The sequence below is a fragment of the Bradyrhizobium sp. YR681 genome (assembly GCF_000282615.1).
GTDB lineage: Bacteria > Pseudomonadota > Alphaproteobacteria > Rhizobiales > Xanthobacteraceae > Bradyrhizobium.
In genome coordinates this window covers 1-24,427 of sequence record NZ_AKIY01000185.1, presented here as the reverse complement: position 1 = coordinate 24,427, position 24,427 = coordinate 1, and the positions used below count along the sequence as shown (strand labels likewise).

Here is a 24,427-nt window from a genome sequence, read left to right as displayed (position 1 = left end):
GGCGCCTGCCGCTGCCAGGCCTTCGCGTTGACGGGCGATGCCGCCAACACCGATCCGGCCTGCGCGCTGTCGCCGCTGCACGAGACCATCTTCAAGCAGGCCGAGCGCGAGGCCGAGGGCGAGACCAACCGCTTCCTCTACCGCAACTTTGCCGGCGGCACTCTGGAATCCGGGAATGATGCCTGACGCCGACGCAGGCACAGCCGCCAAACGTGCCGATCCCTTTGCACCGCTGACCTCCGACATGCTGGATGTCGGCGACGGCCATGAGCTCTATGTCGAGAGCGTCGGCCGCGCCGACGGCATCCCTGCGATCTACCTGCATGGCGGGCCCGGCAGCGGCTGCCAGCCCGACCATCGTCGGCTGTTCGATCCCGAGCGTCTGCATGCCGTGCTGTTCGACCAGCGCGGCTGCGGCCGCAGCCGGCCCAAGGGATCGCGCGAGCACAACACCACGGCGCATCTGATCGCGGACATGGAGAAGATCCGCGAAAAATTCGGCCTCGAGCGCTGGATGGTGGTCGGCGGCTCCTGGGGTGCGACGCTGGCGCTGGCTTATGCGCAGAGCCATCCCGAGCGCGTGTCCGGCATCGCGCTGCGTGCAACCTTTCTGGGCACGCGGGCGGAGGTCGAGACGGCTTTCACATCGCGCCTGTCGCAATTCTATCCCGCGCTCTACGAGGATTTTCTCAGCGTGCTGACGCCCGAGGAGCGCGCGCTGCCGGTGGAAGCCTATTATCGCCGCATCCTCGATGCCGATCCGTCCGTGCACGGTCCCGCCGCGCGGGCGTGGCACGACACCGAGCGCGCCTTGTCGGAGCACAAGCCGGCCAGGATGCGGATCGATCTGGCCTCGCTCAACGTCTGGCGCACCCTGCCGGCGACGCCGTTCATGGAGGCGCATTATTTCGTCAACGACAGCTTCATGAGCGCAAACGAGTTGATGCAGAATGCGGGCATGCTCGCCGGCATCCCCGGCATCATCGTGCAGGGCCGCTACGATTTGCTGTGCCCGCCCGAAACATCTCATGCGCTCGCGAAAGTTTGGCCGGGTTCCGAGGTCAGGATCGTGGAAGAAGCCGGACATTCGCTCTATGATGCCGGCGTGCGGGATGCGGTCATGAAGTCGATCGCGGATCTCGCGTCGAAGGCCGCGCGTTAAGGCGCAAAAAGGACAACAAGAAAATGCCGCTCGCCGGAAAGGGCATGCTGCTGACGTCGATGAACATCGACGCTGCGATCGAGCCCGAATTCAACCGCTGGTACGACCGCGAGCATCTGGAAGAGCGTGTCGCGATCGAGGGATTTCTGGAGGCGCGGCGCTATGTCGCGCATGCCGCCAACCCCAAATATCTCTCGCTGTATTCGACCGAGACGCTCGACGTGCTCGACAGTCCGCCTTACCGCAAGGCCCTCGCCAACCAGACCGAGTGGTCACGGCGGACCATGGCGCATTTCAAGAACATGCTGCGCGTGGTCGCGCGCATCACCATCAGCAAGGGCACCGGCCGTGGCGCTGCGCTCGGCCTGGTGCGGCTGCGCCCCACAGCCGACAACGCCGGCGCTTGGCGTGATGCACTGCAAGAAAAGCTGGCGCCTGGAGCGCGCGAGGGCATCATCTCGATGCATCTGCTCGAGAGCGAGCCGGAATTGTCGGGTGCGACGGCCGACATTCCGGCGGTGCGCAACGAAGGCGCGCGCGACTGGTTCGTGCTGATCGACGGCACGCAGGTCGGCGCGGTCTCGGCCGTCATCGCCGAACGCTTCACGGGACCTGCTGCATCACCCTTCCCGCTTCCCGTCTCCGTCGGCACCTACAGCCTGATGTGGGATCTCGCCAAGAGCGACATCGCGAACGACTGACGTGGAGGATTGCTGCGCTGCCCGCCACGCCGTCATTGCGAGCGCAGCGAAGCAATCCAGAATCTCTCTGCGGATGCAGACTGGATTGCTTCGTCGCAAGAGCTCCTCGCAATGACTGGGATGGAGCGCAGCGCAACATATTGCACCGCCACATCACTGCGTGCGGGCGTTAATGCTGTGCGCGCGCAGCTCCCATGAAAGGCGGTGATCTCGAAAATTTGCCGTTGTACTTCGGAACGGTTCTAATAAGCTAACCCAATGACGTCATTCAGAAACCAGATCGCCGCGCGTTAAGCGTCGACAAGCTCAAAGAAAAGGCCGCCGGGTCTTTGAGCCTGCGCGGACGAGGGTAGGAATGAAACCGACCAATATCGCGGCCCCCGACTACTTTCACAAAGTGGTCGATTGCCAATGGGCCTGTCCTGCGCACACTCCGGTTCCCGAATATATCCGACTGATCGCACAAGGCCGCTACAGCGACGCCTACATGATCAATTGGAAATCGAATGTGTTTCCCGGAATTCTGGGACGCACCTGCGATCGTCCATGCGAGCCGGCGTGCCGACGCGGACGCGTCGAGGAGACGCCCGTGGCGATCTGCCGCCTCAAGCGCGTTGCCGCCGACTTCAAGGACGACATCACGCAGCGCCTGCCGCGCCCTTCCGCGAAAAACGGCAAGCGCGTTGCGTTCGTCGGCGGTGGTCCCGCCTCGCTGACGGTGGCGCGCGATCTCGCGCCGCTCGGCTATCACTGCACCGTGTTCGACGGCGATCCCGAAGCCGGCGGCATGATGCGCTCGCAGATCCCGAAATTCCGCCTGCCCAATTCGGTCATCGACGAGGAGACCGGCTACATTCTCAATCTCGGCGTCGACTTCAAGGGCGGCCACCGCATCGACAGCATGAAGGCGCTGCTCGCCGAGAAATATGATGCCATCTTCGTCGGCTCCGGCGCGCCGCGCGGCCGCGAGCTCGACATTCCCGGCCGCAAGGAAGCAGCTGCCAACATCCATATCGGCATCGAATGGCTCGCCAACGTGTCGTTCGGCCACACCGACAAGATCGGCAAGCGCGTGATCGTGCTCGGCGGCGGCAACACCGCGATGGATTGCTGCCGTACCGCGCGCCGCCTCGGCGGCGAGAAAGTCACCGTGGTCGTCCGCTCCGGCTTCGAGGAGATGAAGGCTTCGCCCTGGGAGAAGGAGGACGCGATCCACGAGGATATTCCGATCCTCAACTACATGGTGCCGATTGAATTCAAGCATGTTGCCGGCAAGCTCATCGGCGTCACCTTCCAGCATGTCAAAGCCGAACTCGACGCCAAAGGCCGCCGCAACCTGGTTCCCTCGGGCGACCCCGATCAGACCATTCCCTGCGACGACGTGCTGGTCGCGGTCGGCCAGGAGAACGCCTTCCCCTGGATCGAGCAGGACTGCGGCATCGAGTTCGACAAATGGCACATGCCCAAGGTCGATCCGAAGACCTTCGTCTCGACCAATCCAAAGGTGTTCTTCGGCGGCGATGCCGCGTTCGGCCCGAAGAACATCATCTGGGCGGTGGCGCAGGGCCACGACGCCGCGCTGTCGATCCACAAGATGCTGTCGGGCGAAGACATCACCGAACGCCCTCTCCCGGAGGTGCATGTCTCCTCGCAGAAGATGGGCATCCACGAATGGAGCTATGACAACGACATCTCCAACGACAAGCGCTTCAAGGTGCCGCATCGCGACAAGGTGATCGCGCTGAAGGACATCCGCACCGAGGTCGAGCTCGGCTACGACGTCAAGCTCGCGCTCGGCGAGGCCCATCGCTGCCTGAACTGCGACGTGCAGACGGTGTTCTCGACCTCGCTCTGCATCGAATGCGATGCCTGCGTCGACATCTGTCCGATGGATTGCATCACTTTCACCGAGAATGGCGAGGAAGCCGATCTGCGCCAACGCCTGAAGGCGCCGTCGCTGCATCCCGACCAGGATCTCTACGTCTCCTCCGATCTGAAGACCGGGCGCGTGATGGTGAAGGACGAGGACGTCTGCCTGCATTGCGGGCTGTGCGCCGAGCGTTGTCCCACCGGAGCCTGGGACATGCAGAAATATCTGATCGAAATGACTCAAGCGGGTTCGACATGTCCGACAAAAAGCCGATCAGCAGCGTAAACGACTTCGTCGTCCGCTTCGCCAACGTCAACGGCTCGGGCTCGGCCAGCGCCAACGAGATGTTCGCGCGTGCGATCCTGCGCCATGGCGTGCCGGTGTCTCCACGCAACATCTTCCCCTCCAACATCCAGGGCCTGCCGACCTGGTACGAGGTGCGGGTGACGGAAGACGGCCATCTCGGCGCCCGCGGCGGCGTCGACATGATGGTGGCGATGAACCCGCAGACCTGGGACAAGGACGTCGCCGGCATCGAGCCCGGCGGCTATCTGTTCTACGATTCCACCAAGCCGATGCCGTCGACCAAATTCCGCGACGACATCACCGTGATCGGCGTGCCGCTGACCGCGATCACCAACTCGACCTACACCGACCCGCGCCAGCGCCAGCTGTTCAAGAACATCATCTATCTCGGCGCGCTCAGCGCGCTGCTCGACATGGACCCGAAGCTGATCGAGCAGCTGATCGGCGAGCAGTACAAGGGCAAGGAGAAGCTGCTGTCCTCCAACGTCCACGCGTTGCATCTCGGCCGCGACTGGGCCTTGCAGAATTTGAAATGCCCGCTGGGCTTGCGCATCAGGAAGTCCGACAAGGTCGGCGACCGCATCTTCATCGAGGGCAACAGCGCCGCCGCGCTCGGCGCCGTCTATGGCGGCGCCACCGTCTGCGCCTGGTATCCGATCACGCCGTCCTCGTCGGTGGCGGAGGCCTTCACGGCCCACTGCAAGAAGTATCGGCACGAGCCTGAAACGGGCAAGGCGAAATACGCCATCGTGCAGGGCGAGGACGAGCTGGCCTCGATCGGCATCGTCATCGGCGCCTCCTGGAACGGCGCCCGCGCCTTCACAGCGACCTCAGGCCCCGGCATCTCCTTGATGACCGAATTCATCGGCCTCTCATACTTTGCCGAGATCCCGGCCGTGATCATGAACATCCAGCGCGCCGGCCCCTCCACGGGCATGCCGACCCGCACCCAGCAATGCGACATCATCGCCTGCGCCTATGCCTCGCACGGCGACACCAAGCATGTGCTGCTGTTCCCGGAAGACCCGGCCGAGGCGTTCGAGTTCGCGGCCGCCGCCTTCGATCTCGCCGAGCGGCTCCAGACCACGATCTTCCTGATGCTCGACCTCGACATCGGCATGAACCACCGGCTCTGCCGTCCGCTGAAATGGGACGACGCGAAACAGTATGACCGCGGCAAGGTGATGACCGCGGAGATGCTCGAGGAAGGCCGCGACTTCGGCCGCTATCTCGACGTCGACGGCGACGGCATCCCCTACCGCACCTATCCCGGCACGCATCCGACCAAGGGCTCCTACTTCACCCGCGGCACCTCGCGTGATCGCTATGCGCGCTATTCCGAGGAAGGCTCGGTCTATGCCGACAACATGCAGCGCCTGGTGCGCAAGTTCGAGACGGCGCAGGACCTGGTGCCGCGGCCGCTGCAGGCCAATGCAGAGCGGCCGACCAAATATGGCGTGATCTATTTCGGCTCGACCTCGCCGGCGATGGACGAGGCGATCGGCCTTTTGGAGTCGCGCGGGCATCAGCTCGATCGCCTGCGCATCCGCGCCTTCCCGTTCCATTCGAGCGTGGCGAGTTTCCTCGCCGAGCATGACTTCGTCTACGTGGTCGAGCAGAACCGCGACAGCCAGCTGCGTCAGCTCATCGTCAACGAGAACGGCATCGATCCGGTCCGTCTCGTGCCGATCACGCACTATGACGGCACCCCGATCACCGCCCGGTATATCGCAAAAGCCATTGGCGACCACCAGGATCACCTCAAGGTGACCCCGCTCCGCAAGGCCGTGTCATGACCTACATCGCAAAGCCGAAATTCCATCATCCGGGCCTGAAGAAGAACGAGCTCGGCTACACCCATCGCGACTACGAAGGCAAGATCTCGACGCTGTGCGCCGGCTGCGGCCATGACTCGATCACGGCGTCGATCATCGAGGCCTGCTACGAGCTCTCGATCGAGCCGCACCGGGTCGCAAAAATCTCCGGCATCGGCTGCTCGTCCAAGACGCCGGACTACTTCCTCGGCAATTCGCACGGCTTCAACTCCGTGCACGGCCGCATGCCCAGCGTTCTGACGGGTGCCAATCTCGCCAACCGCGAGCTGATCTATCTCGGCGTTTCCGGCGACGGCGATTCCGCCTCGATCGGCTTCGGCCAGTTCGCGCATTCGATCCGGCGCGGCGTCAACATGACCTACATCGTCGAGAACAACGGCGTCTACGGCCTGACCAAGGGTCAGTTCTCGGCCACCGCCGACCGCGGCTCGAAGAGCAAGAAGGGCGTCACCAACACCGACAACGCCATCGACCTCGTCGCGATCGCGCTCCAGTTAGGGGCCACCTTCGTCGCGCGCTCGTTCTCCGGCGACAAGACCCAGCTGGTGCCGCTGATCGCCGCCGCGATCGGCCACAAGGGCGCGTCCTTCATCGACGTCATCAGCCCCTGCATCGCCTTCAACAACCACGCCGGCTCGACCAAGAGTTTTGACTATGTCCGCGAGCACAATGACGCGGTAAACCGGCTCGACGTGCTGGTCGGCCGCGATCCCATTGCGGTGGACTACGCACCGGGCACGGTGCAGGTGGTCGAGCAGCATGACGGCAGCAGGATCGCCCTGCGCAAGATCGACGCCGACTACGATCCGCATGACCGGCTGGGCGCACAGACCTTCCTCGCGAAGCACGCCGCCAAGGGGCAGATCGTCACCGGCCTGCTCTATGTCGATCCCGACGCGGAAGACCTGCACAGCCATCTCAACACGGTCCAGACGCCGCTGAACACGCTGGAGGCGGACACGCTGTGCCCGGGCTCTGCGGCGCTGGACAAGTTCAACGCCAGTCTGCGGTGACGCATCCGTAGCGTGGGCAAAGCGACTTGTCCGCCGTAGCTCGAAGAGCGAAGGCGGAAGCGTGCTCACGCATTTGGTCATGTCGGATAGAACGCGTGGGCACGGCGCAAGCGCGCCTTTGCCGACCCTACGGCACTGTAACGGTTCAACTAAGCAGATCGCGTTCTAATGGACCGGTTCGGGCTCGGCTGCGGCGCGGCCCGAATGGGCCAATCGGCCGGCCGACCAATATTCCTTGCAGCTGTGGAACAACTTGTCGCCGTCCATGGTCAGGCCACCCGCATTGACAAGTACGCCGTCCGCGCCGATCGGCTGGTTCAGCAGCGTCAGCAGGCGCTTCAGAAAGCCGCCGTCGAACCGCTCGGCGAGCAGAGGATCGAGCCGGAGCACCACGACTTTCTGGCTGCGATAGCGCCAGATCGACATGTCCCGCACCGATCTCCAGGAAATGGTGTCATCGGCGATCCTGATGTCGCGAATGCCGACACGGGTGATGAAGACGACCGGCTCCCTGGCGGAGATCAGTGTCCAGATCGTCTTGCAGGTGGCGAGGCCGAAGAACACCACGCCGAAATAACAGAGCGCGATCTGGAACGTGGTGATGTCCTTGACGTAGTGCCAGTTGAATGCGAGCGCGGCACAGAGCAGCGTCAGCACCAGGCCGGCCCCCAGCAGCGTAAACAGCCGTGGCAGGGAGTAGCCGATCGCAAGGTTGGGCAAGTTGTGACTTTCTGACATTTCGAGCGCCACCAGCCATCCGCAACAACCAGGGGTTTACCAATGCCCCTCCTTCTGAACCATTAAGGCTGGAACCTTGCGCGAGGCTGCCCGCAAGGCGTGCGACCAGGAGCGCTTGAACGCGCCGCTCGCCGCCTGCGACTAACCGCCAGTCGGCTCGCCTGCCCGTTTTGGGTGGACGACGGTTCACACGGTGCGGTGCGCTCATGAAGCTTGCCCTTGTCCTTCCGCTGGTCCTTGCGACGTCCATCGGCGCTGCCCGCGCCGAAGAGGCGGACGACATCCGCGAAGCCACCAAGGCCGAGGCCGACGCCTTCAACGCGCGCATGTATGCGGGCACGCCCGGCGACAAGGCCTATGCCTGCTTCGTCCGCCGCTACGACGCCAGCCATCTGGCCCGTCATCCGAAGCAGAAGGTCGCTTCGATGAAGCTGCTGATCTCCGCGGAATTCGACAAGGAAGACAAGCAGCTCCACAATTCATTCCGGCTCGGTTTCAGATATCGCCAGCGCGCCGGCGATTTCCGCTCCGCCGGCTCGTGTAACCACGTGGTGTTCGCGAAAGACGGCAACGAGATCCGCCTCGGCTGCGGCGTCGACTGCGAAGGCGGCAGCATCGGCGTGGCGCTGGCGAAGGACGACAAGTCGGCCATCATGCGGCTCGGCCGGGTCAGGGTCTGGCGCAACGACAAGCCGGATAGCGAGGACGAGGAATCCCTGGTCGCGGGCAGCGACGACGGGATTTTCCGGCTTGACCGGACCGACACCAATGAGTGCGCTGCGCTTGTGACCGACCGCGAGGAACTCGCCGCGCTCCGCCACAAGTGATATGTGTCCGGCAAAGGCTTGTTGCTTCTGCATGATCCTGCCGGAAAACCTTTTCCGGATCATGCTCCCAGGGAGGTCGCCATGAACCGCCGGAACATGTTGTGGAGTGCCGTTACGGCTTTGGGCGGAACGCTTGGTGCCTCCAGCGCAAGGGCTGCGACGGAAGCTCCTGCCTCGACCAAGCTCAAGGTCGTCTACCACCTGAGCGACGCCGAAAAGGTCAATTTCGTGCTCGGCAATATCCAGAACCACATCGACGGCGTCGGCGGGCCCGACCACGTCACGATCGCGCTGGTGATTCACGGGCCGGCGCTGAAGGCGTTTCACTGGGCACAGGCCAACCCCGATATCAGCAAGCGGGTCGGCGATTTCTCCAAGGACGGCGTCGAGCTCGCCGCCTGCGGCAACACCATGAAGGCGCAGAACGTCACCCTGACGGATCTCTTGCCGGGCTTCGTCAGCGCGGAAAAGGGCGGCGTGGTCCGTTTGGCCGAGCTGCAGTCGCAAGGGTATCTGTATTTGCGGCCGTAAGGCTTGCGTAAGGCGGCGCCTCATTCTCCGTCATTACGAGCGAAGCGAAGCAATCCAGACTGCCTCGACGGCGGCAGTCTGGATTGCTTCGTCGCAAGGGCTCCTCGCAATGACGGTGGAGAGAGTTGCGGGACAATGTCACATCCTTCCTTCGCGCTTGACTAACCCATAACTCCATGGTTATGAATCAATCCATAACTTACTGGTTATGGATTGCCCATGTCCGCCGCCCACGATCTGCTGTTTCGAACGCTCGCCGATCCCACCCGGCGGGCGATCTTCGAACGTTTGTGCCGCGAGGGCGAGCAGACGGTCGGGGCACTGACGGTGCGGTCCGGCGTGTCCCAGCCGGCGGTCTCGAAACATCTGGGCGCATTGAAGCAGGCGGGCCTCGTGCGCGACCGGCACGAGGGACGCCAGACCCATTACAGCGCGCAACCCGGCGCGCTCAATCCGCTGATCGACTGGACCAGCCAGATGGCCTCGTTCTGGCAAAACCGGCTCGATGCACTCGACGATCTCCTGAAGAGGATGGACCAATGACAGAAGCTGCGACCGAAACCCGCTCCGTGGTGATCGAGCGTGAATTTGCCTTTCCGGCGGAGCGGATCTGGCGCGCGCTGACGCAGCCGCATCTGATCGAGGAATGGCTGATGAAGAACGATTTCAAGCCGTCGGTCGGCCATCGCTTCAATCTGCGCGGCGAATGGGGCGGCGTGCTGGATTGCGAGGTGCTGACCCTCGAGCCGCAAAAGACGCTCGCCTACACCTGGAATTTCTCGCATGAGGACGCGGCGTTCGATCTCAAAAGCGTCGTCACCTTCACGCTGACGCCGACGAATGCTGGCACGCATTTGCGCGTCGAGCAGGCGGGCTTCAGCCCGACACAGAAGCAGGCTTACGGCGGCGCGCATGCGGGCTGGAAGCAGTTTCTTGCGAAACTGGACGAGGTGCTGGCGCGGGCCGACTAGCCCGCCCGACGTCCATCCATCATTTTCAGAGGAGGTCCCAATGAGCTCGAACATGTGGATCCGGCAGATTCATCGCTGGCTGTCGATCGCTTTCACGCTTGCCGTCATCGCCAACATCGTCGCCATGACCATGCAGCTCCAGGCCATCTGGATCGGCTTCCTGGCGCTGGTCCCGCTGATCCCGCTGCTCGCGACGGGACTCTATTTGTTCGCGCTGCCTTATCTCGGCCGACGCGACGGCGCGCGGCAAGAGGCGTGATCATGAAGAAGGCCGTTACCACGAAAAAGAACAGCGCGACGAAGACGGATGGCGCTTCACCCTCCAAAATGATCGACGGCAGGATCAAGGAGCTCGGCGACTGGCGCGGTGAGATGCTGGGGCGGATTCGCAGCCTCATCAAGGACGCCGACCCCGACGTCGTCGAAGAGTGGAAATGGCGCGGCGTCCCGGTCTGGGAGCACGACGGCATCATCTGCACCGGCGAGACCTACAAGGCCGTCGTGAAGATGACCTTCGCCAGGGGTGCGGCGCTGGAAGATCCCGCCGGCCTGTTCAACGCGAGCCTCGACGGAAACGTGCGCCGCGCGATCGACATTCGCGAAGGCGAGGAGATCAACGAGAAGGCACTGAAGGCGTTGATCCGCGCGGCCGTGGAGCTGAACGGGTTGAAGAAGAAGCCGACGAAGCGCTCTGCATAGAACAGCCGCCGTGCAGCCACGAGCCTCTTCCTTCTCCCCTTGCGGGAGAAGGTGGCGCGAAGCGCCGGATGAGGGGTCTCTGTCGACACGGGAAAGTACGGAAAGATACCCCTCACCCCCGTGAGCTTGTGTCTACCGGCGTCGCTGCCCTCTCCCGCAAGGGGCGAGGGCACATCAACGAGCATCGCGCCGTATTGCTCCGTGTAACCGCCGCCTCAGGCCGCCGCCGGGATCGGGCGCGGGCTCACGACATATTCGCGCAAGACCTTGTCGCTGGCGTCGACCTCGATCAGCGAGACGTCGTAGGTCCAGAGATCGGCCAGGTGCTGGAGCACGCGCTTGGCATCGGTCTCGTTGAGCTGCGAGCCCTTGATGACGTGGTGGTGCAGGATCAGCCGGCGGTCGCCGGAGAGGTCGACGTCGACCACCTCGATATTGGCGTCGATGTAGCCCACATCGTGCTGCCGCGCCAGTTCGCGCCGCACGCGGCGGAAGCCGCGCTCGTCGTGGATGGCATCGACGCGGATGCCGGCACGCTCCTCGGGATCGTCGTGCAGATGGAACATGCGGAGTTGCCGCATCAGCTTCGGGCTCAGGAACTGCGCGATGAAGCTCTCGTCGCGGTAATTGGCCCAGACGTCGCGGAGCACGCCCATGACGTCGTTCTTGCCGGCGATGTCGGGGAACCATTCGCGGTCCTCGTCTTCCGGACTGGTGACGATGCGCTCGATGTCCTGCATCATGGCGAAGCCGAGCGCGTAGGGATTGAAGCCGGAGAAGCGCGGATCGTCGAATTCGGGCTGGAACACCACGTTGGTGTGCGACCCCAGGAATTCGAGGAAATTGCCGTCGGTGATGCGGCCCTGCTGATGCAGCTTGGTCATGATGCGATAGTGGACGTAGGTCGCCGTCCCCTCGTTCATCACCTTGGTCTGGCTCTGCGGATAGAAATATTGCGCGATGTGGCGGACGATGCGCAGCAGTTCGCGCTGCCAGGGCGCCAGCCGCGGCGCGCTCTTCTCCAGGAAATAGAGCAGGTTTTCCTGAGGCAGGCCGAGCAGCTTGCGGCGGCGCTCGAGCGAGATCGCCGACCGGGTCTTCGAGGCTCCCTTGGGCACGGTGCGCCAGAGATCGTTGAAGACTTCCTCTTCGTGCTGGCGACGACGGCCGGCACGCTTCTCTTCCTCGCGCAAATCCAGCTTCTTCTTGCCGGGATAGCGGTCGATGCCGTGCGACATCAATGCGTGCGCGGCGTCCAGCGTGCGCTCGACCTCGACGCGGCCGTAGCGCTCCTCGCACTGCATGACGTAGTTCTTGGCGAAATCGAGATAATCCAGGATACCATCGGCGTCGGTCCACTGCTTGAACAGATAGTTGTTCTTGAAGAAATGGTTGTGGCCGAAAGCGGCGTGCGCGATCACCAGCGTCTGCATCGTCGCCGTGTTCTCCTCCATCAGATAGGAGATGCAGGGCGAGGAGTTGATCACGATCTCATAGGCGAGGCCCATCAGGCCCTTGCGATAGGACGCCTCGTGATAGGCGAACTGCTTGCCGAACGACCAGTGCTTGTAGAACAAGGGCATGCCGACCGAGGAGTAGGCGTCCAGCATCTGCTCGGCGGTGATGACCTCGATCTGGTTCGGATAGACGTCGAGCCCGAGATCGTTCTTTGCCACCTCCTCGCAGGCATCGGTGATGCGCTGCAAGGTGTGAAAATCCCAATCCGCGCCTTCGAACAATCTTTCCGTCATGGAGCGGCTTTCTCCTGTGCAGTGTCGCGGCGCTGGAACAGATCATGGAACACCGGAAAGATCTCGCTGCGCTCGCTGACCTTGCGCATCGAGAGCGGTGCGCCGCTGTTGCGCAGGCGCTCATAGAGGGTCCAGAGCGAGGAGTCGGAGAGATCGAAGGCGCTGCCGCCGGATTCCCCGACCTCGAGATAGGCAAAGAACTGGCAGGCCGGCAAGATCCTGTCGGTCAGCAGCATGCCCGTGAGCTCGCCGTCGGAATAGGAATTGTCGCCGTCGGAGGCCTGGGCGGCGTAGATGTTCCAGTCCGACGGATTGAAGCGCTCGCGCACGATCTCGTGCATCGCCTGGAGCGCGCTGGAGACCAGCGTGCCGCCCGAGGCCGGGCCGTAGAAGAAGGTCTGCTCGTCGACCTCCTCGGCGCGGTCGGTGTGGCGGATGAAGACGATCTCGACATGCTTGTAGCGGCGCTTCAGGAAAACGTAGAGCAGCATGTAGAAGCGTTTGGCGAGATCCTTCATGTGCTCGGACATCGAGCCCGACACGTCCATCAGGCAGAACATCACGGCTTGCGCGACGGGCTTGGGCACCGTCTCGAAACGGCGATAGCGGATGTCGAGCGGATCGATGAAGGGAATCCGCTTGACCTTCGCCTTCAGCTTGTCGAGCTGGGCGAGCAGCAGCAGGCGCTCGTCCTCGTCGGTGCAGGCGGCGATCGCCGCTTCCAGCTCCTCGATCTCGTCCTTGCCGGGACGCTTGAGCGCGATGCGGCGCGCCAGCGCGCGCCGCACGGTGCGGCCGACCGAGATATTGGCGGGCGAACCCGACGTCGTGTAGCCGGCACGCTGGATGCCCTCGCTCTCGGTCTGCGCGATCTTGCGCTTGGCGAGGTCGGGCAGTTCGAGATCGTCGAGGAAGAGATCGACGAACTCGTCACGGGAGAGCACGAAGCGGAAGGCGTCCTCGCTGTCGCCCTCGCCCGGACCGGAATCCTTGGCACTGCCCTGGCCGGAGCGCTGCAGGTAGTCGCCCTCGATGAACTTCTTGTTCCCGGGCAGCACCATGTCGCGCGTTCCGCCTTCGCGGCGGAAACGCGGCTCGTGCATACCGTCGAGCGGTATCGTGACCTCACCACCCTCCAGGACGTCCTTGATGTCGCGTTCCTGCGAGGTCTTCTTGACGGCGCCCTGCACCAGGGATTTGGCCCGACGCAAGAACCGCTGGCGGTTCTCGAGACTCTTGCCGCCTGGATTCAGGCGCCTGTCAATAATGTGAATCGGCACTTTTCCATCCGCCTCAACCGGCCTGCTTCACGCGCATGTACCATTCGACGAGCCGGCGAACCTGACGCTCGGTGTAGCCGCGCTCCACCATGCGTGCGACGAACTCGCCGTGTTTCTTTTCCGTCTCGCCGTCCTTCTTCGACCCGAAGGAGATGACCGGAAGCAGGTCCTCGACCTGGGAGAATATCCGCTTTTCGATCACGTCGCGAATCTTCTCGTAGGAGATCCAGGTCGGATTCTTGCCGCCGTTCTGCGCCCGCGACCGTAACGAGAATTTGACGACCTCGTTGCGGAAGTCCTTGGGGTTGGCGATGCCCGCCGGCTTCTCGATTTTCGTCAGTTCCTGGTTCAAAAGCTCGCGATCCAGCAGCTGGCCGGTATCGGAATCCTTGAAGTCCTGGTCCTCGATCCAGGCGTCGGCATAATCGACGTAACGGTCGAACAGGTTCTGGCCGTAATCCGAGTAGGACTCGAGATAAGCCTTCTGGATCTCGTTGCCGATGAACTCGGCATAGCGCGGCGCGAGATCCGCCTTGATGAATTCGAGGTAGCGCTTCTCGACTTCCTCGGGCAGCTGCTCGCGCTTGATCGACTGCTCCAGCGCGTACATCAGATGCACGGCGTCGGCAGCAACCTCCTGCGGATCATGGTTGAAGGTCGCAGCCAGGATCTTGAAGGCGAAGCGGGTGGAGACACCGTCCATGCCCTCGTCGACGCCGGCGGCATCGCGATATTCCTGGACGCTGCGCGCCTTCGGATCGGATTCCTTCAGGCTCTCGCCGTCGTAAACCCGCATCTTGGCGAACACCGTGGAATTTTCGTGCTTGCGCAGGCGCGACATCACCGAGAACCGCGCCAGCGTCTCCAGCGTCGAGGGCGCGCATGGCGCGGCCGCGAGCTCGGAGCCCTGGATCAGCTTCTCGTAGATCTTCTGCTCTTCCGTGGTCCGCAGGCAATAGGGCACCTTGATCACGCAGATGCGGTCGATGAAGGCTTCGTTGTTCTTGTTGGACTTGAAGCTCGCCCACTCGGCCTCGTTGGAGTGCGCGAGGATGACGCCGGTGAAGGGGATCGCACCGATGTTCTCGGTGCCGATGTAGTTGCCTTCCTGCGTCGCGGTCAGCAACGGGTGCAGCATCTTGATCGGCGCCTTGAACATCTCGACGAACTCGAGCACGCCCTGGTTGGCGCGGTTGAGGCCGCCGGAATAGCTGTAGGCGTCGGGATCGTTCTGCGCGTAGGTCTCGAGCTTGCGGATATCGACCTTGCCGACCAGCGAGGAGATGTCCTGGTTGTTCTCGTCGCCGGGCTCGGTCTTGGCGATGCCGATCTGGCGCAGCCGCGAGGGCTGGATTTTTGCGACACGAAACTGGGAAATGTCGCCGCCGAAGGCCTCCAGCCGCTTGTAGCACCACGGGCTCATCAACCCGGTGAGACGCCGGCGCGGAATGCCGTATTTCTCTTCCAGCATCGGGCCGAGCTGATCGGGATCGAACAGGCTGAGCGGGCTCTCGAACACCGGCGAGAGTTCATCGCCGGCCTTGAGCACGTAGATCGGGTGCACTTCCATCAGCGACTTGAGCCGCTCGGCGAGCGATGACTTGCCGCCGCCGACCGGCCCGAGCAGGTAGAGGATCTGCTTGCGCTCTTCGAGACCCTGCGCCGCGTGCCGGAAGAAGCCGACGATGCGCTCGATGGTTTCTTCCATGCCGTAGAAGCCGGCGAAGGCCGGATAGGTCCGGATGGTGCGGTTCAAAAAAATACGGCCAAGGCGTGGGTCCTTGGCCGTGTCAATCGTCTGGGGCTCACCGATCGCTGCTAACAGTCGTTCGGCCGCGTTGGCGTATTTCATGGGATCGCTTCGACACGATTCCAGATATTCCGCCATCGACATGTCGTGCTGGCTTCTCGCCTCGAACGACCGAGCGAAAGCGTTGAATAGAGAATCGTTGTACATGATCCCTCTCCGCGTGAGTTCCGCTACAAGCTGAAACGAAAGCAGTTACTGGACCGTTCCTCAGGCCGCTTCTCGAATCAGCGTGAGCACATGACGATCATTGGACACCCGGGTGTCGACTCGACGCAACGCACAACGTAGGCACTCATTGAGTTACGAACAGGCACATGCCTGTAATTTGTGCGAATCTCTGTCTATATTGGCTCATTTCCAGAAAATGTCACTCGGTCGCAACATCCGGGCGTTACCGGGGATGAGCCCCTCCGGCACCGCAGCATAGAGAACCGCGAGCGGCAATCTTATGACGCTTGTACGGCGAAGCCTTGAGTGCCGCCTCGCGTGCCGCGTTCATCTTCCTGCTGCAATGCGGTGCGTTGATTGCTCGCAGCATGACAGTCACGGCAAGCACGCAGCAATGTATCAAAATCGGTCGCCAGGCCTTCCGACCTGATGACGATGCGGTCGTCCTGCGCGCCGCGCGACCTTGCCCGGATCTGGGCGCGGATACAGCGGAGCTGCCGCTGCAAGGCCGGCGTTGGCGTCAGCACGATCACCTTGTGCCCGCGGCATTCTTCAGCCGAAATCTCCGAAATCGAGTCCCACAGCAGAAATTCGTTGCCGATGCGGAGATCGCGGATGCCATAGGGGGTGACGATCAGCACCGGCCCCCGCTCGGCGGGCAGCAGCCAGATCATCCGGCTGGTGATCAGGCCGAACAGCGCGACGCCGGCATAGCCGACCGTCGTGTCATAATCGCCGAGGCCGTCCCACCAGTCGAAGGCGAGGGTTGCGCTGAGCAGGGTCATCGCGAAGCCCGCGGCGACGAGCAGCCGCAGGTGCGTTGCGCATTGGCTGATTTCGAGATCGTGGGACGCGTCGATGCATGCGGCCAGCGCGGCCGGTTGCGGTCGGTCGGCGACGGCGAGCGTCAAGCCGTCAGGATGTGCGTGCATGCTTTCCCCCAGCATGGCCATTCGCGACCGAGCCACGATGACGTTACGCAACCAGACCTCGGCCGAACCTCCCCGGCCAACGACTTTTTACGCAACTTGGGTACTGCCGCCGGGATCATCATGATCGCGACGGAGTTACACTGGAGGGTATGACGCCTATACCCTTGATTGGTTCCCTCCCGGGAGCATGTTAGCTAGAGGATAGCGCGTCAGGACCGGCGCGGAAACCCCTCGCCCGTAGGCTTGGAGATAAATAAGTATCATGAATCCCGTCAAAGAACTGGAAAAGCACGGACAAGCCGTCTGGCTGGACTTCCTGGCCCGTGGCTTCATCGCCAAGGGCGATTTGAAGCGGCTGATCGACACCGACGGCGTCAAGGGCGTCACCTCCAACCCCTCGATCTTCGAGAAGGCGATCGGCAGCTCCGACGAATATGACGCCCCGATCGGCAAGGCGCTGAAGCGCGGCGACCGGACCGTCGCCGACCTGTTCGAGGCCGTCGCGGTCGAGGACATCCAGAACGCCGCCGACGTGCTCCGCCCGGTCTATGACCGGCTCAAGGGCGGCGACGGCTATGTCAGCCTGGAAGTCTCGCCTTACCTTGCCATGGACACATCAGGCACGGTCGCCGAGGCGCGGAGGCTCTGGAAGGACGTGGGCCGCAAGAATCTGATGGTGAAGGTGCCGGCGACGCCGGAAGGCCTGCCGGCGATCGAGACGCTGATCGGCGATGGCATCAGCATCAACATCACGCTGCTGTTCTCCAGGGACGTCTACCTCCAGGTCGCGGAAGCCTATCTTGCGGGTCTTGAAAAGTACGTCGCAGGCGGCGGCGATCCCTCGCATGTCGCGAGCGTGGCGAGCTTCTTCGTCAGCCGCATCGACAGCGTGGTCGACAAGCAGCTCGACGAGAAGATCGCACGGGCCAACGATCCATCCGAAAAGGAGCGGCTCGCCGCGCTGAAGGGCAAGGTCGCGATCGCCAACGCCAAGGTGGCCTACCAGGACTACAAGCGCCTGTTCTCGGGTGCCCGCTGGGACAAGCTTGCCGCCAAGGGCGCCAAGCCGCAGCGGATGCTGTGGGCCTCGACCGGCACCAAGAACAAGGATTACAGCGACGTTCTCTACGTCGAGGAGCTGATCGGCCCCGACACCATCAACACCGTGCCGCCGGCGACGCTCGATGCATTCCGCGACCACGGCAAGCCGCGCGACAGCCTGGAAGAAAACGTCGAGGACGCCACCCGCGTGCTGGAAGAGCTGGAACGCTCCGGCGTCTCGCTCGACGCCATCACCGAGGAGCTGGTCAAGGACGGCGTCAAGCAGTTCGCGGATGCCGCCGACAAGCTTTACGGCGCGGTCGCCCACAAGCGCGCGACCGTGCTTGGGCCCGCAATCGACCGCCAGCTTCTCTCGCTCGGCGACGGCCTCGGCAAGGCCGTGGCCAAGAGCACCGAGGAATGGCGCGCATCGGCAAAAATCCGCAGGCTGTGGCAGCGCGACAAGTCGGTCTGGACCGGCACGGACGAGAACAAATGGCTCGGCTGGCTCGACAGCGCCGCCAAGGCCGACATTGCCGACTACGAGGACTATGCGAGCCGCGTGAAGGGCCAGAAATTCTCCGATGCCGTCGTGCTCGGCATGGGCGGATCGAGCCTCGGGCCGGAGGTGCTGGCCGAGACGTTTGGCAAAAAGCCAGGCTTTCCCAAGCTGCATGTGCTCGACTCCACCGATCCCGCGCAGGTGCGGGCGATGGAAGCCAAGATCGACATCGCCAACACCGTGTTCATCGTGTCCAGCAAATCCGGCGGCACCACCGAGCCGAACGCGATGAAGGACTATTTTCATGAGCGCGTCGCGCAGGCTCTCGGGCCGAAGGTCAAGACCGGTTTCCGCTTCATCGCGGTGACCGATCCCGGCTCGTCGCTGGAGAAGGCGGCCAAGAGCCTCAGCTACGCCCGCATCTTCCACGGCGAGCCCACCATTGGCGGCCGCTATTCGGTGCTCTCGCCGTTCGGCCTGGTGCCGGCGGCCACCGCGGGCATCGACGTCAAGACCTTCATCAAGCATGCGCTCTCCATGGCCCGCTCCTGCGGACCGGACGTGCCGCCGGCTGAGAACCCCGGCGTGCAGCTCGGCCTCGCCATGGGCCTCGCCGGGCTCCAAGGCCGCGACAAGGTGACGATCCTGTCGTCGAAGAAGATCGCCGATTTCGGCGCCTGGGCCGAGCAGCTGATCGCGGAATCGACCGGCAAGGAAGGCAAGGGCCTGATCCCGATCGCCGGCGAGCCGCTGGGCGATCCCTCGGTCTACGGCAATGACCGCTTCTTCATCGACATCCGCACCGAAGGCGAGGCGGACGCCGCCCACGACTCCAAGCTTGCCGCGATCGAGGCCGCCGGCCATCCCGTCGTGCGCATCGTGATGAAATCGATCGACCATCTCGGCCAGGAATTCTTCCGCTTCGAGATGGCGACGGCGGTTGCGGGCAGCGTCCTCGGCATCAACCCGTTCGACCAGCCGGACGTGGAAGCGGCCAAGATCAAGACCCGCGAGCTCACGTCAGCGTACGAAAAGACCGGCGCGCTGCCGGCCGAAGAGCCCGTGGTCAGCACCGCGGAGGTCGACCTCTACACCGATGACAGCAACGCTGCCGCGTTGCGCACGATGGGAGCCAATGGGGACCTCACCTCCTGGCTGAGGGCACATATCACCCGCTCGCGGCGGGGCGACTATTTTGCCCTGCTCGGCTACATCGCGCGCGACAAGGCCACGATCGAGGCGCTTCAGGACATGCGGACGGCCGTGCTCGAAAAACGCCATCTGGCAACAGCGGCCGAGTTCGGCCCGCGCTTCCTGCACTCGACCGGGCAGGCCTACAAGGGTGGACCGGACAGCGGCGTGTTCCTCCAGATCACGGCTGATGACACCAAGGACCTGGCCGTGCCGGGCCAGAAGGCGAGCTTTGGCGTGATCAAGGCGGCGCAGGCGCGCGGCGATTTCGACGTGCTCACCGAGCGCGGCCGGCGCGCGCTTCGGGTGCACCTGAAGGGGCCGCTCAAGAAGGGTCTCGCCGCGCTCAACGCGGCGCTCAACGACGCACTGAATTAAGGGAATCTCTCAGATGCAACTCGGCATGATCGGCCTCGGCCGGATGGGCGGCAACATCGTTCGCCGCCTGATGCGGCACGGCCATTCGACCGTGGTCTATGACAAGGACGCCAAGGCCGTCGCCGGCCTTGCCGCCGACGGCGCGGTGGGCTCGGCGACGCTCGAGGAATTCATCTCGAAGCTCGAGCGGCCGCGCACGGCCTGGGTGATGCTGCCTGCGGGACGCATCACCGAGGCGACGATCGACACGATCGCGGGCGTGATGCAGGACGGCGACGTCATCATCGACGGCGGCAACACCTTCTGGCAGGACGACGTCCGCCGCGGCAAGGCGCTGAAAGCGCGCGGCATCCACTATGTCGACGTCGGCACCTCCGGCGGCGTCTGGGGCCTCGACCGCGGCTATTGCATGATGATCGGCGGCGAGAAGCAGGTGGTCGACCGGCTCGATCCGATCTTCGCCGCGCTCGCGCCCGGCACGGGCGAGATTCCTCGCACGGAGGGACGCGAGGGCCGCGATCCCCGCATCGAGCAGGGCTACATCCATGCCGGCCCCGTCGGCGCCGGCCATTTCGTCAAGATGATCCACAACGGCATCGAATACGGCCTGATGCAGGCCTATGCCGAAGGGTTCGACATCCTCAAGAACGCCAATATCGACGCCCTGCCGGCCGATCATCGCTACGATTTCGATCTTGCCGACATCGCCGAGGTGTGGCGCCGCGGCTCGGTGATCCCGTCATGGCTGCTCGACCTCACCTCGACTGCGCTCGCCGACAGCCCGGCGCTGGCGGAATATTCCGGCTTCGTGGAAGATTCCGGCGAAGGCCGCTGGACCGTGAACGCGGCAATCGACGAGGCCGTGCCGGCCGAAGTCTTGACCGCAGCGCTCTACACACGTTTCCGTTCCCGCCGGGAACACACCTTCGCCGAAAAAATTCTCTCCGCGATGCGCGCGGGTTTCGGCGGCCACAAGGAGCCGAAGCAACCGGATGCTTCGAAGTCTAAATAAGAGCAACAACGCGAAGGCCAATCGTTCGTGACAAAAGACCCGCAAGCCAAGCGCAAGCCGGAAAATTGCGCCTTCGTCATTTTTGGTGTCACCGGTGATCTCACTCACCGCCTGGTGATGCCTTCGCTCTACAATCTCGCCGCCGAGCACCTGCTGCCGGAAAAATTCTGCGTTGTCGGCGTGGCCCGCAAGAGCCAGTCCGACGACGAGCTGCGCGACAGCCTGCTGAAGGGCCTGCGCCAGTACGCGACGCGTCCCGTGGACGACGACATCGCCACCAGGCTGCTGCAATGCGTGACCTTCGTCGAGGCCGATCCGAAGGATCCGCCATCGTTCGACCGCCTGCGCGAGCATCTGGATTCACTGGAATGCGCGCAGGACACCGGCGGCAACCGGCTGTTCTATCTGGCAACCCCGCCCGCCGCGTTCGCGCCGACCGCGCGCGAGCTCGGCCGCACCGGCATGATGAAGGAGAACGGCGCCTGGCGGCGCCTCGTGATCGAAAAGCCGTTCGGCACCGACCTCGCCTCGGCGCGAGCGCTGAATGCCGAGCTGTTGAAGATCATGGAGGAGCACCAGATCTACCGGATCGATCATTATCTCGGCAAGGAGACGGTGCAGAACATCCTGGTGCTGCGCTTTGCCAACGGCATGTTCGAGCCGATCTGGAATCGCAACCATATCGACCACATCCAGATCACGGTGGAAGAGAAGCTCGGCGTCGGCCATCGCGGCGGCTTCTACGACGCCACCGGCGCGCTGCGCGACATGGTGCCGAACCATCTGTTCCAGCTGATGTCGCTGGTGGCGATGGAGCCGCCGGCGCGGTTCGACGCGCACTCCGTGCGCTCCGAGAAGGCCGACGTGCTCAACGCGATCCAGCAGCCAAGCCGGGACGAAGCGCTGAAGAATTCGGTGCGGGCGCAATATCTGGCAGGCCGCATCGGCGACGACGAGATCATCGATTATCGCAAGACCGAGGACGTCAAGCCCGGCAGCACCACCGAGACCTTTGTCGCGCTCAAGCTGATGATCGACAATTGGCGCTGGGCCGGCGTGCCCTTCTACCTGCGCACCGGCAAGGCGCTGGGCCACAAGCGGACGGAAGTGGCGATCAAGTTCAAGCAGGCGCCGCTGTCGATGTTCTCGGGTACGGACATCGACCGCCTGTCGCAGAATTTCCTCACCATCGGCATCGCGCCGACCGAGACCATCGAGCTGCAGTTCAACGCCAAGATCCCGGGGCCCAGCATCACTATCGACGGCGTCGAGATGAAATTCCGCTACGGCGACTATTTCCGCGCCGATCCCTCGACCGGCTACGAGACGCTGATCTACGACTGCATGATCGGCGACAACATCCTGTTCCAGCGCGCCGACGGCGTCGAGGCCGGATGGCAGGCGGTGCAGCCGTTCCTGGACGCCTGGAAGAGCGAAGGCACCAACGGCATCGAGACCTATGAAGCCGGCAGCGACGGCCCGAAATGCGCCGACGAGCTGCTGCGGCGCGACGGGCGAAGCTGGCGGAAGTTCACGTGATGGCGGCGGCCGACCAGCCGAAGCTGATCGTTGCGGCCGATGCCGAGGCGCTGGCGCAAACCGCCGCCGAGCGGGTGATGGCGCGGATCGCGGCCAACCCCGGGCGGATCGCAATCTGCCTCACCGGCGGGTCCAGCCCGAAGAAGCTCTATCAGCTGCTCGGAAGCGACGCCTGGCGCGGCAGGATTCCGTGGGATCGCGTGCACTGGTTCATCGGCGACGAGCGGTTCGTGCCCGAAAGCGATCCCCTCAACAACATGGCGGTCGCGCGCGCGACCTTTCTCGACCGCAATGCGCCGTCCGGGCATATTCACCCGATCCCGACGGCGGCTGAAAGCCCCGAGGCGAGTGCCGAGGCCTATGCGCGCCAGCTTCAGTCTTTCTACGGTGCAGAAAGCCTCGATCCGGCGCGGCCGCTGTTCGACCTGGTCCTGATGGGCGCGGGACCGGACGGCCACACCGCCTCGCTGTTTCCCGGCTACCCTGAAATCGAGGAGACCCAACGCTGGGTCGTTGGCGTGCCGAAGGCCAATGTCGCGCCGTTCGTGCCGCGTGTCTCTCTCACCCTGCCCGCTCTGGGCTCTTGCCACGAAATGCTGTTCGAGATAGCCGGGCACGACAAGCAGCCGATCTTGACGCGCCTCCTCAATGGCGAGACTTTGCCGGCTGTACGCGCGCGCTCGAATGGTGAGACCGTCTGGCTGGTCGACCAGGCCGCGCTTCCGGAGGAAATACGTGGGCGGCGTTGAAGCACCTTGTGCGTTGATCGTGATGGGCGTGTCTGGTTCGGGCAAGAGCACGGTTGCGGAGGCGCTGGGTCAGCGGCTCGGCTGGCGGTTCGAGGACGGCGACAGCTTCCATCCCGCCAGCAATGTCGAGAAGATGCGGGCCGGCCATCCCCTCACCGACGAGGACCGTTGGCCCTGGCTCAACGCCATCGCCGACGAGATCGCGCGGGTCTGCGAACGCGGGGAGCACGTCATCATCGCCTGCTCGGCGCTGAAGCACACCTATCGCGACGTGCTCTTGCGCGGCCGCGACGATGTCCGCTTCGTCTTCCTGAGGGGCACCAAGGAGCTGATCGCCGAACGGCTCGCGCAGCGCAAGGGCCACTTCATGCCGGCCGGGCTGCTGAAGAGCCAGTTCGACACGCTGGAGCCGCCGGAAGCGGGCGAGCACGTCATCACCGTCTCGATCGACGAATCCGTCGAGGCGATCGTGGACGGCGTGGTGCGGCAATTGAAACTGAGCGGGGCGAAACGCTAAAGGCCGAGAAACACTGAGGTCCTGCCATGACGAAAATCTCGCTGGTCGTCTCCGATGTCGACGGCACGCTGCTGACCAAGGACAAGACGCTGACGGACCGCGCGCGGGGCGCGGTGCAGCGGCTGCACCAGGCCGGCATCGGCTTCACCATCACCTCCAGCCGTCCCGCGATCGGCATGCGCTTCCTGATCGAGCCGCTGGCGCTGTGGCTGCCGGTCGGCCCCTTCAACGGCTCCTCGATCGTCGATCCCCAGATGAACCCGGTCGAGCAGCATCTCATTCCCGCAAGCGCGGCCGAACGTGCCTTGCAGATCCTGCGCGAATTCGGCGCCGACATCTGGCTGTTCACCACCGACAAATGGCTGATCGACAATCCCAGCGGCAAATACGTCGCGCATGAGCAGCACACGATCCGCTCCGCCCCGACAATCGTGACGGATTTCTCGCCGTATCTTGCGAGCGCCTGCAAGATCGTCGGCGCCAGCGCCGATGCCGCCGGGCTCGAGGCTTGCGAAAAGGCGATGCAGGAGGCGCTCGGAGCTGAGGCTACTGCAGTTCGCTCGCAGACCTATTACCTCGACATCACCCCGCCCGGCTTCGACAAGGGCACCTTCGTGCAGGCCATGGCCAGGCGCCTCGGCATTTCGACCGACGCCGTCGCCACCATCGGCGACATGCAGAACGACCTCGCGATGTTCCGCGTCAGCGGCACCTCGATCGCCATGGGCAACGCCACCGACAGCGTCAAGGACCAGGCGACACACGTGACCGCAACCAACGAGCAGGATGGTTTTGCGGAGGCGATGGAGATGATCCTAAAGTGGAATGGGATTGGGTGAGACTTCCGCAAGGGCGGGTTGAAGCGGCCCGCTCAAATCTCTGACCGTCATCCTTGTAAGTCAGA

22 protein-coding genes and 1 pseudogene are annotated in these 24,427 nt (G+C 63.6%); 18 read left to right on the top strand and 5 right to left on the bottom strand.

The features are described from left to right. The 6 genes and pseudogenes from PMI42_RS15140 to PMI42_RS15115 form a co-directional block, all read left to right on the top strand. Window positions 1-186: pseudogene (locus PMI42_RS15140) on the top strand (pyrroloquinoline quinone biosynthesis protein PqqE); the annotation flags it as partial. Next, window positions 176-1,162: a prolyl aminopeptidase gene (pip, locus tag PMI42_RS15135; protein WP_008135522.1), complete on the top strand. Its 987-nt coding sequence runs from the start codon at window positions 176-178 to the stop codon at window positions 1,160-1,162. The pseudogene PMI42_RS15140 and the gene pip, both read left to right, overlap by 11 nt. 23 nt (window positions 1,163-1,185) lie before the next feature. Continuing rightward, a complete protein-coding gene (locus PMI42_RS15130) occupies window positions 1,186-1,863 on the top strand; it encodes a DUF4286 family protein (RefSeq protein ID WP_008135521.1) in 678 nt (225 codons plus the stop codon). 355 nt (window positions 1,864-2,218) lie between these two features. Beyond that, complete coding sequence (locus tag PMI42_RS15125) at window positions 2,219-4,018, top strand: FAD-dependent oxidoreductase (RefSeq protein WP_008135519.1); 1,800 nt, start codon at window positions 2,219-2,221, stop codon at window positions 4,016-4,018. After that, the gene (locus PMI42_RS15120) at window positions 3,988-5,835 is read left to right on the top strand and encodes a 2-oxoacid:acceptor oxidoreductase subunit alpha (protein WP_008135517.1); all 1,848 of its coding nucleotides are present in this window, start codon (window positions 3,988-3,990) and stop codon (window positions 5,833-5,835) included. The genes PMI42_RS15125 and PMI42_RS15120 overlap by 31 nt, the downstream gene beginning before the upstream one ends. After that, entirely contained in the window at window positions 5,832-6,887 is a 1,056-nt protein-coding gene (locus PMI42_RS15115; RefSeq protein WP_008135515.1) for a 2-oxoacid:ferredoxin oxidoreductase subunit beta, read from the top strand. The genes PMI42_RS15120 and PMI42_RS15115 overlap by 4 nt, the downstream gene beginning before the upstream one ends. A 165-nt stretch (window positions 6,888-7,052) precedes the next feature. Here the strand turns inward: PMI42_RS15115 and PMI42_RS15110 are convergent, their stop codons facing one another. Next, window positions 7,053-7,625, bottom strand: a complete 573-nt coding sequence (locus tag PMI42_RS15110; protein WP_008135513.1) for an STM3941 family protein — start codon at window positions 7,623-7,625, stop codon at window positions 7,053-7,055. Between the two features lie 206 nt (window positions 7,626-7,831). Here PMI42_RS15110 and PMI42_RS15105 point away from each other — a divergent pair, with 206 nt between their 5' ends. The 6 genes from PMI42_RS15105 (at window position 7,832) to PMI42_RS15080 (ending at window position 10,653) form a co-directional block, all read left to right on the top strand. Next, window positions 7,832-8,452 carry a hypothetical protein gene (locus PMI42_RS15105; protein ID WP_008135512.1) on the top strand — a complete coding sequence of 207 codons (621 nt, stop codon included), beginning with the start codon at window positions 7,832-7,834 and terminating at the stop codon, window positions 8,450-8,452. An 81-nt stretch (window positions 8,453-8,533) separates the two neighbouring features. Beyond that, complete coding sequence (locus tag PMI42_RS15100) at window positions 8,534-8,983, top strand: DsrE family protein (RefSeq protein WP_008135510.1); 450 nt, start codon at window positions 8,534-8,536, stop codon at window positions 8,981-8,983. Window positions 8,984-9,202: 219 nt separating this feature from the next. Further along, window positions 9,203-9,526, top strand: coding sequence for an ArsR/SmtB family transcription factor (locus PMI42_RS15095; RefSeq protein WP_008135508.1), 324 nt, complete (start codon window positions 9,203-9,205; stop codon window positions 9,524-9,526). Then, the gene (locus tag PMI42_RS15090; protein ID WP_008135506.1) at window positions 9,523-9,954 is read left to right on the top strand and encodes an SRPBCC family protein; all 432 of its coding nucleotides are present in this window, start codon (window positions 9,523-9,525) and stop codon (window positions 9,952-9,954) included. The genes PMI42_RS15095 and PMI42_RS15090 overlap by 4 nt, the downstream gene beginning before the upstream one ends. Before the next feature lie 40 nt (window positions 9,955-9,994). Further along, the gene (locus tag PMI42_RS15085; protein WP_008135505.1) at window positions 9,995-10,213 is read left to right on the top strand and encodes a hypothetical protein; all 219 of its coding nucleotides are present in this window, start codon (window positions 9,995-9,997) and stop codon (window positions 10,211-10,213) included. Between the two features lie 2 nt (window positions 10,214-10,215). Beyond that, complete coding sequence (locus PMI42_RS15080; protein WP_008135503.1) at window positions 10,216-10,653, top strand: DUF1801 domain-containing protein; 438 nt, start codon at window positions 10,216-10,218, stop codon at window positions 10,651-10,653. 215 nt (window positions 10,654-10,868) lie between these two features. Here the strand turns inward: PMI42_RS15080 and PMI42_RS15075 are convergent, their stop codons facing one another. From PMI42_RS15075 to PMI42_RS15060, 4 genes are all read right to left on the bottom strand, one after another. Then, window positions 10,869-12,404 (bottom strand): SpoVR family protein, encoded by a 1,536-nt coding sequence (locus PMI42_RS15075; protein WP_008135501.1) that lies wholly within the window; start codon window positions 12,402-12,404, stop codon window positions 10,869-10,871. Beyond that, window positions 12,401-13,678 carry a YeaH/YhbH family protein gene (locus PMI42_RS15070; RefSeq protein WP_193376338.1) on the bottom strand — a complete coding sequence of 426 codons (1,278 nt, stop codon included), beginning with the start codon at window positions 13,676-13,678 and terminating at the stop codon, window positions 12,401-12,403. Before PMI42_RS15070 ends, PMI42_RS15075 begins: the two co-directional genes overlap by 4 nt. Window positions 13,679-13,697: 19 nt before the next feature. Next, window positions 13,698-15,641, bottom strand: coding sequence for a PrkA family serine protein kinase (locus PMI42_RS15065; RefSeq protein ID WP_008135497.1), 1,944 nt, complete (start codon window positions 15,639-15,641; stop codon window positions 13,698-13,700). Window positions 15,642-15,940: 299 nt separating this feature from the next. Continuing rightward, complete coding sequence (locus PMI42_RS15060) at window positions 15,941-16,615, bottom strand: STM3941 family protein (protein WP_035965740.1); 675 nt, start codon at window positions 16,613-16,615, stop codon at window positions 15,941-15,943. A 241-nt stretch (window positions 16,616-16,856) separates the two neighbouring features. Between PMI42_RS15060 and PMI42_RS15055 the strand changes: the two genes are divergently transcribed. Genes PMI42_RS15055 through PMI42_RS15030 form a run of 6 tightly spaced genes read left to right on the top strand, consistent with a single transcriptional unit; the run spans window position 16,857 to window position 24,362 of the window. Beyond that, complete coding sequence (locus tag PMI42_RS15055; protein WP_008135493.1) at window positions 16,857-19,706, top strand: bifunctional transaldolase/phosoglucose isomerase; 2,850 nt, start codon at window positions 16,857-16,859, stop codon at window positions 19,704-19,706. 13 nt (window positions 19,707-19,719) lie between these two features. Continuing rightward, window positions 19,720-20,718: a phosphogluconate dehydrogenase (NAD(+)-dependent, decarboxylating) gene (gnd, locus tag PMI42_RS15050; protein ID WP_008135492.1), complete on the top strand. Its 999-nt coding sequence runs from the start codon at window positions 19,720-19,722 to the stop codon at window positions 20,716-20,718. A 27-nt stretch (window positions 20,719-20,745) separates the two neighbouring features. Then, complete coding sequence (zwf, locus tag PMI42_RS15045) at window positions 20,746-22,257, top strand: glucose-6-phosphate dehydrogenase (protein ID WP_008135490.1); 1,512 nt, start codon at window positions 20,746-20,748, stop codon at window positions 22,255-22,257. Further along, window positions 22,257-23,006 carry a 6-phosphogluconolactonase gene (pgl, locus tag PMI42_RS15040; RefSeq protein ID WP_008135489.1) on the top strand — a complete coding sequence of 250 codons (750 nt, stop codon included), beginning with the start codon at window positions 22,257-22,259 and terminating at the stop codon, window positions 23,004-23,006. The genes zwf and pgl overlap by 1 nt, the downstream gene beginning before the upstream one ends. Further along, window positions 22,993-23,523, top strand: a complete 531-nt coding sequence (locus PMI42_RS15035) for a gluconokinase (RefSeq protein ID WP_008135487.1) — start codon at window positions 22,993-22,995, stop codon at window positions 23,521-23,523. The genes pgl and PMI42_RS15035 overlap by 14 nt, the downstream gene beginning before the upstream one ends. Before the next feature lie 26 nt (window positions 23,524-23,549). After that, window positions 23,550-24,362, top strand: a complete 813-nt coding sequence (locus PMI42_RS15030; RefSeq protein WP_008135485.1) for a Cof-type HAD-IIB family hydrolase — start codon at window positions 23,550-23,552, stop codon at window positions 24,360-24,362. Window positions 24,363-24,427: the final 65 nt, after the last annotated feature.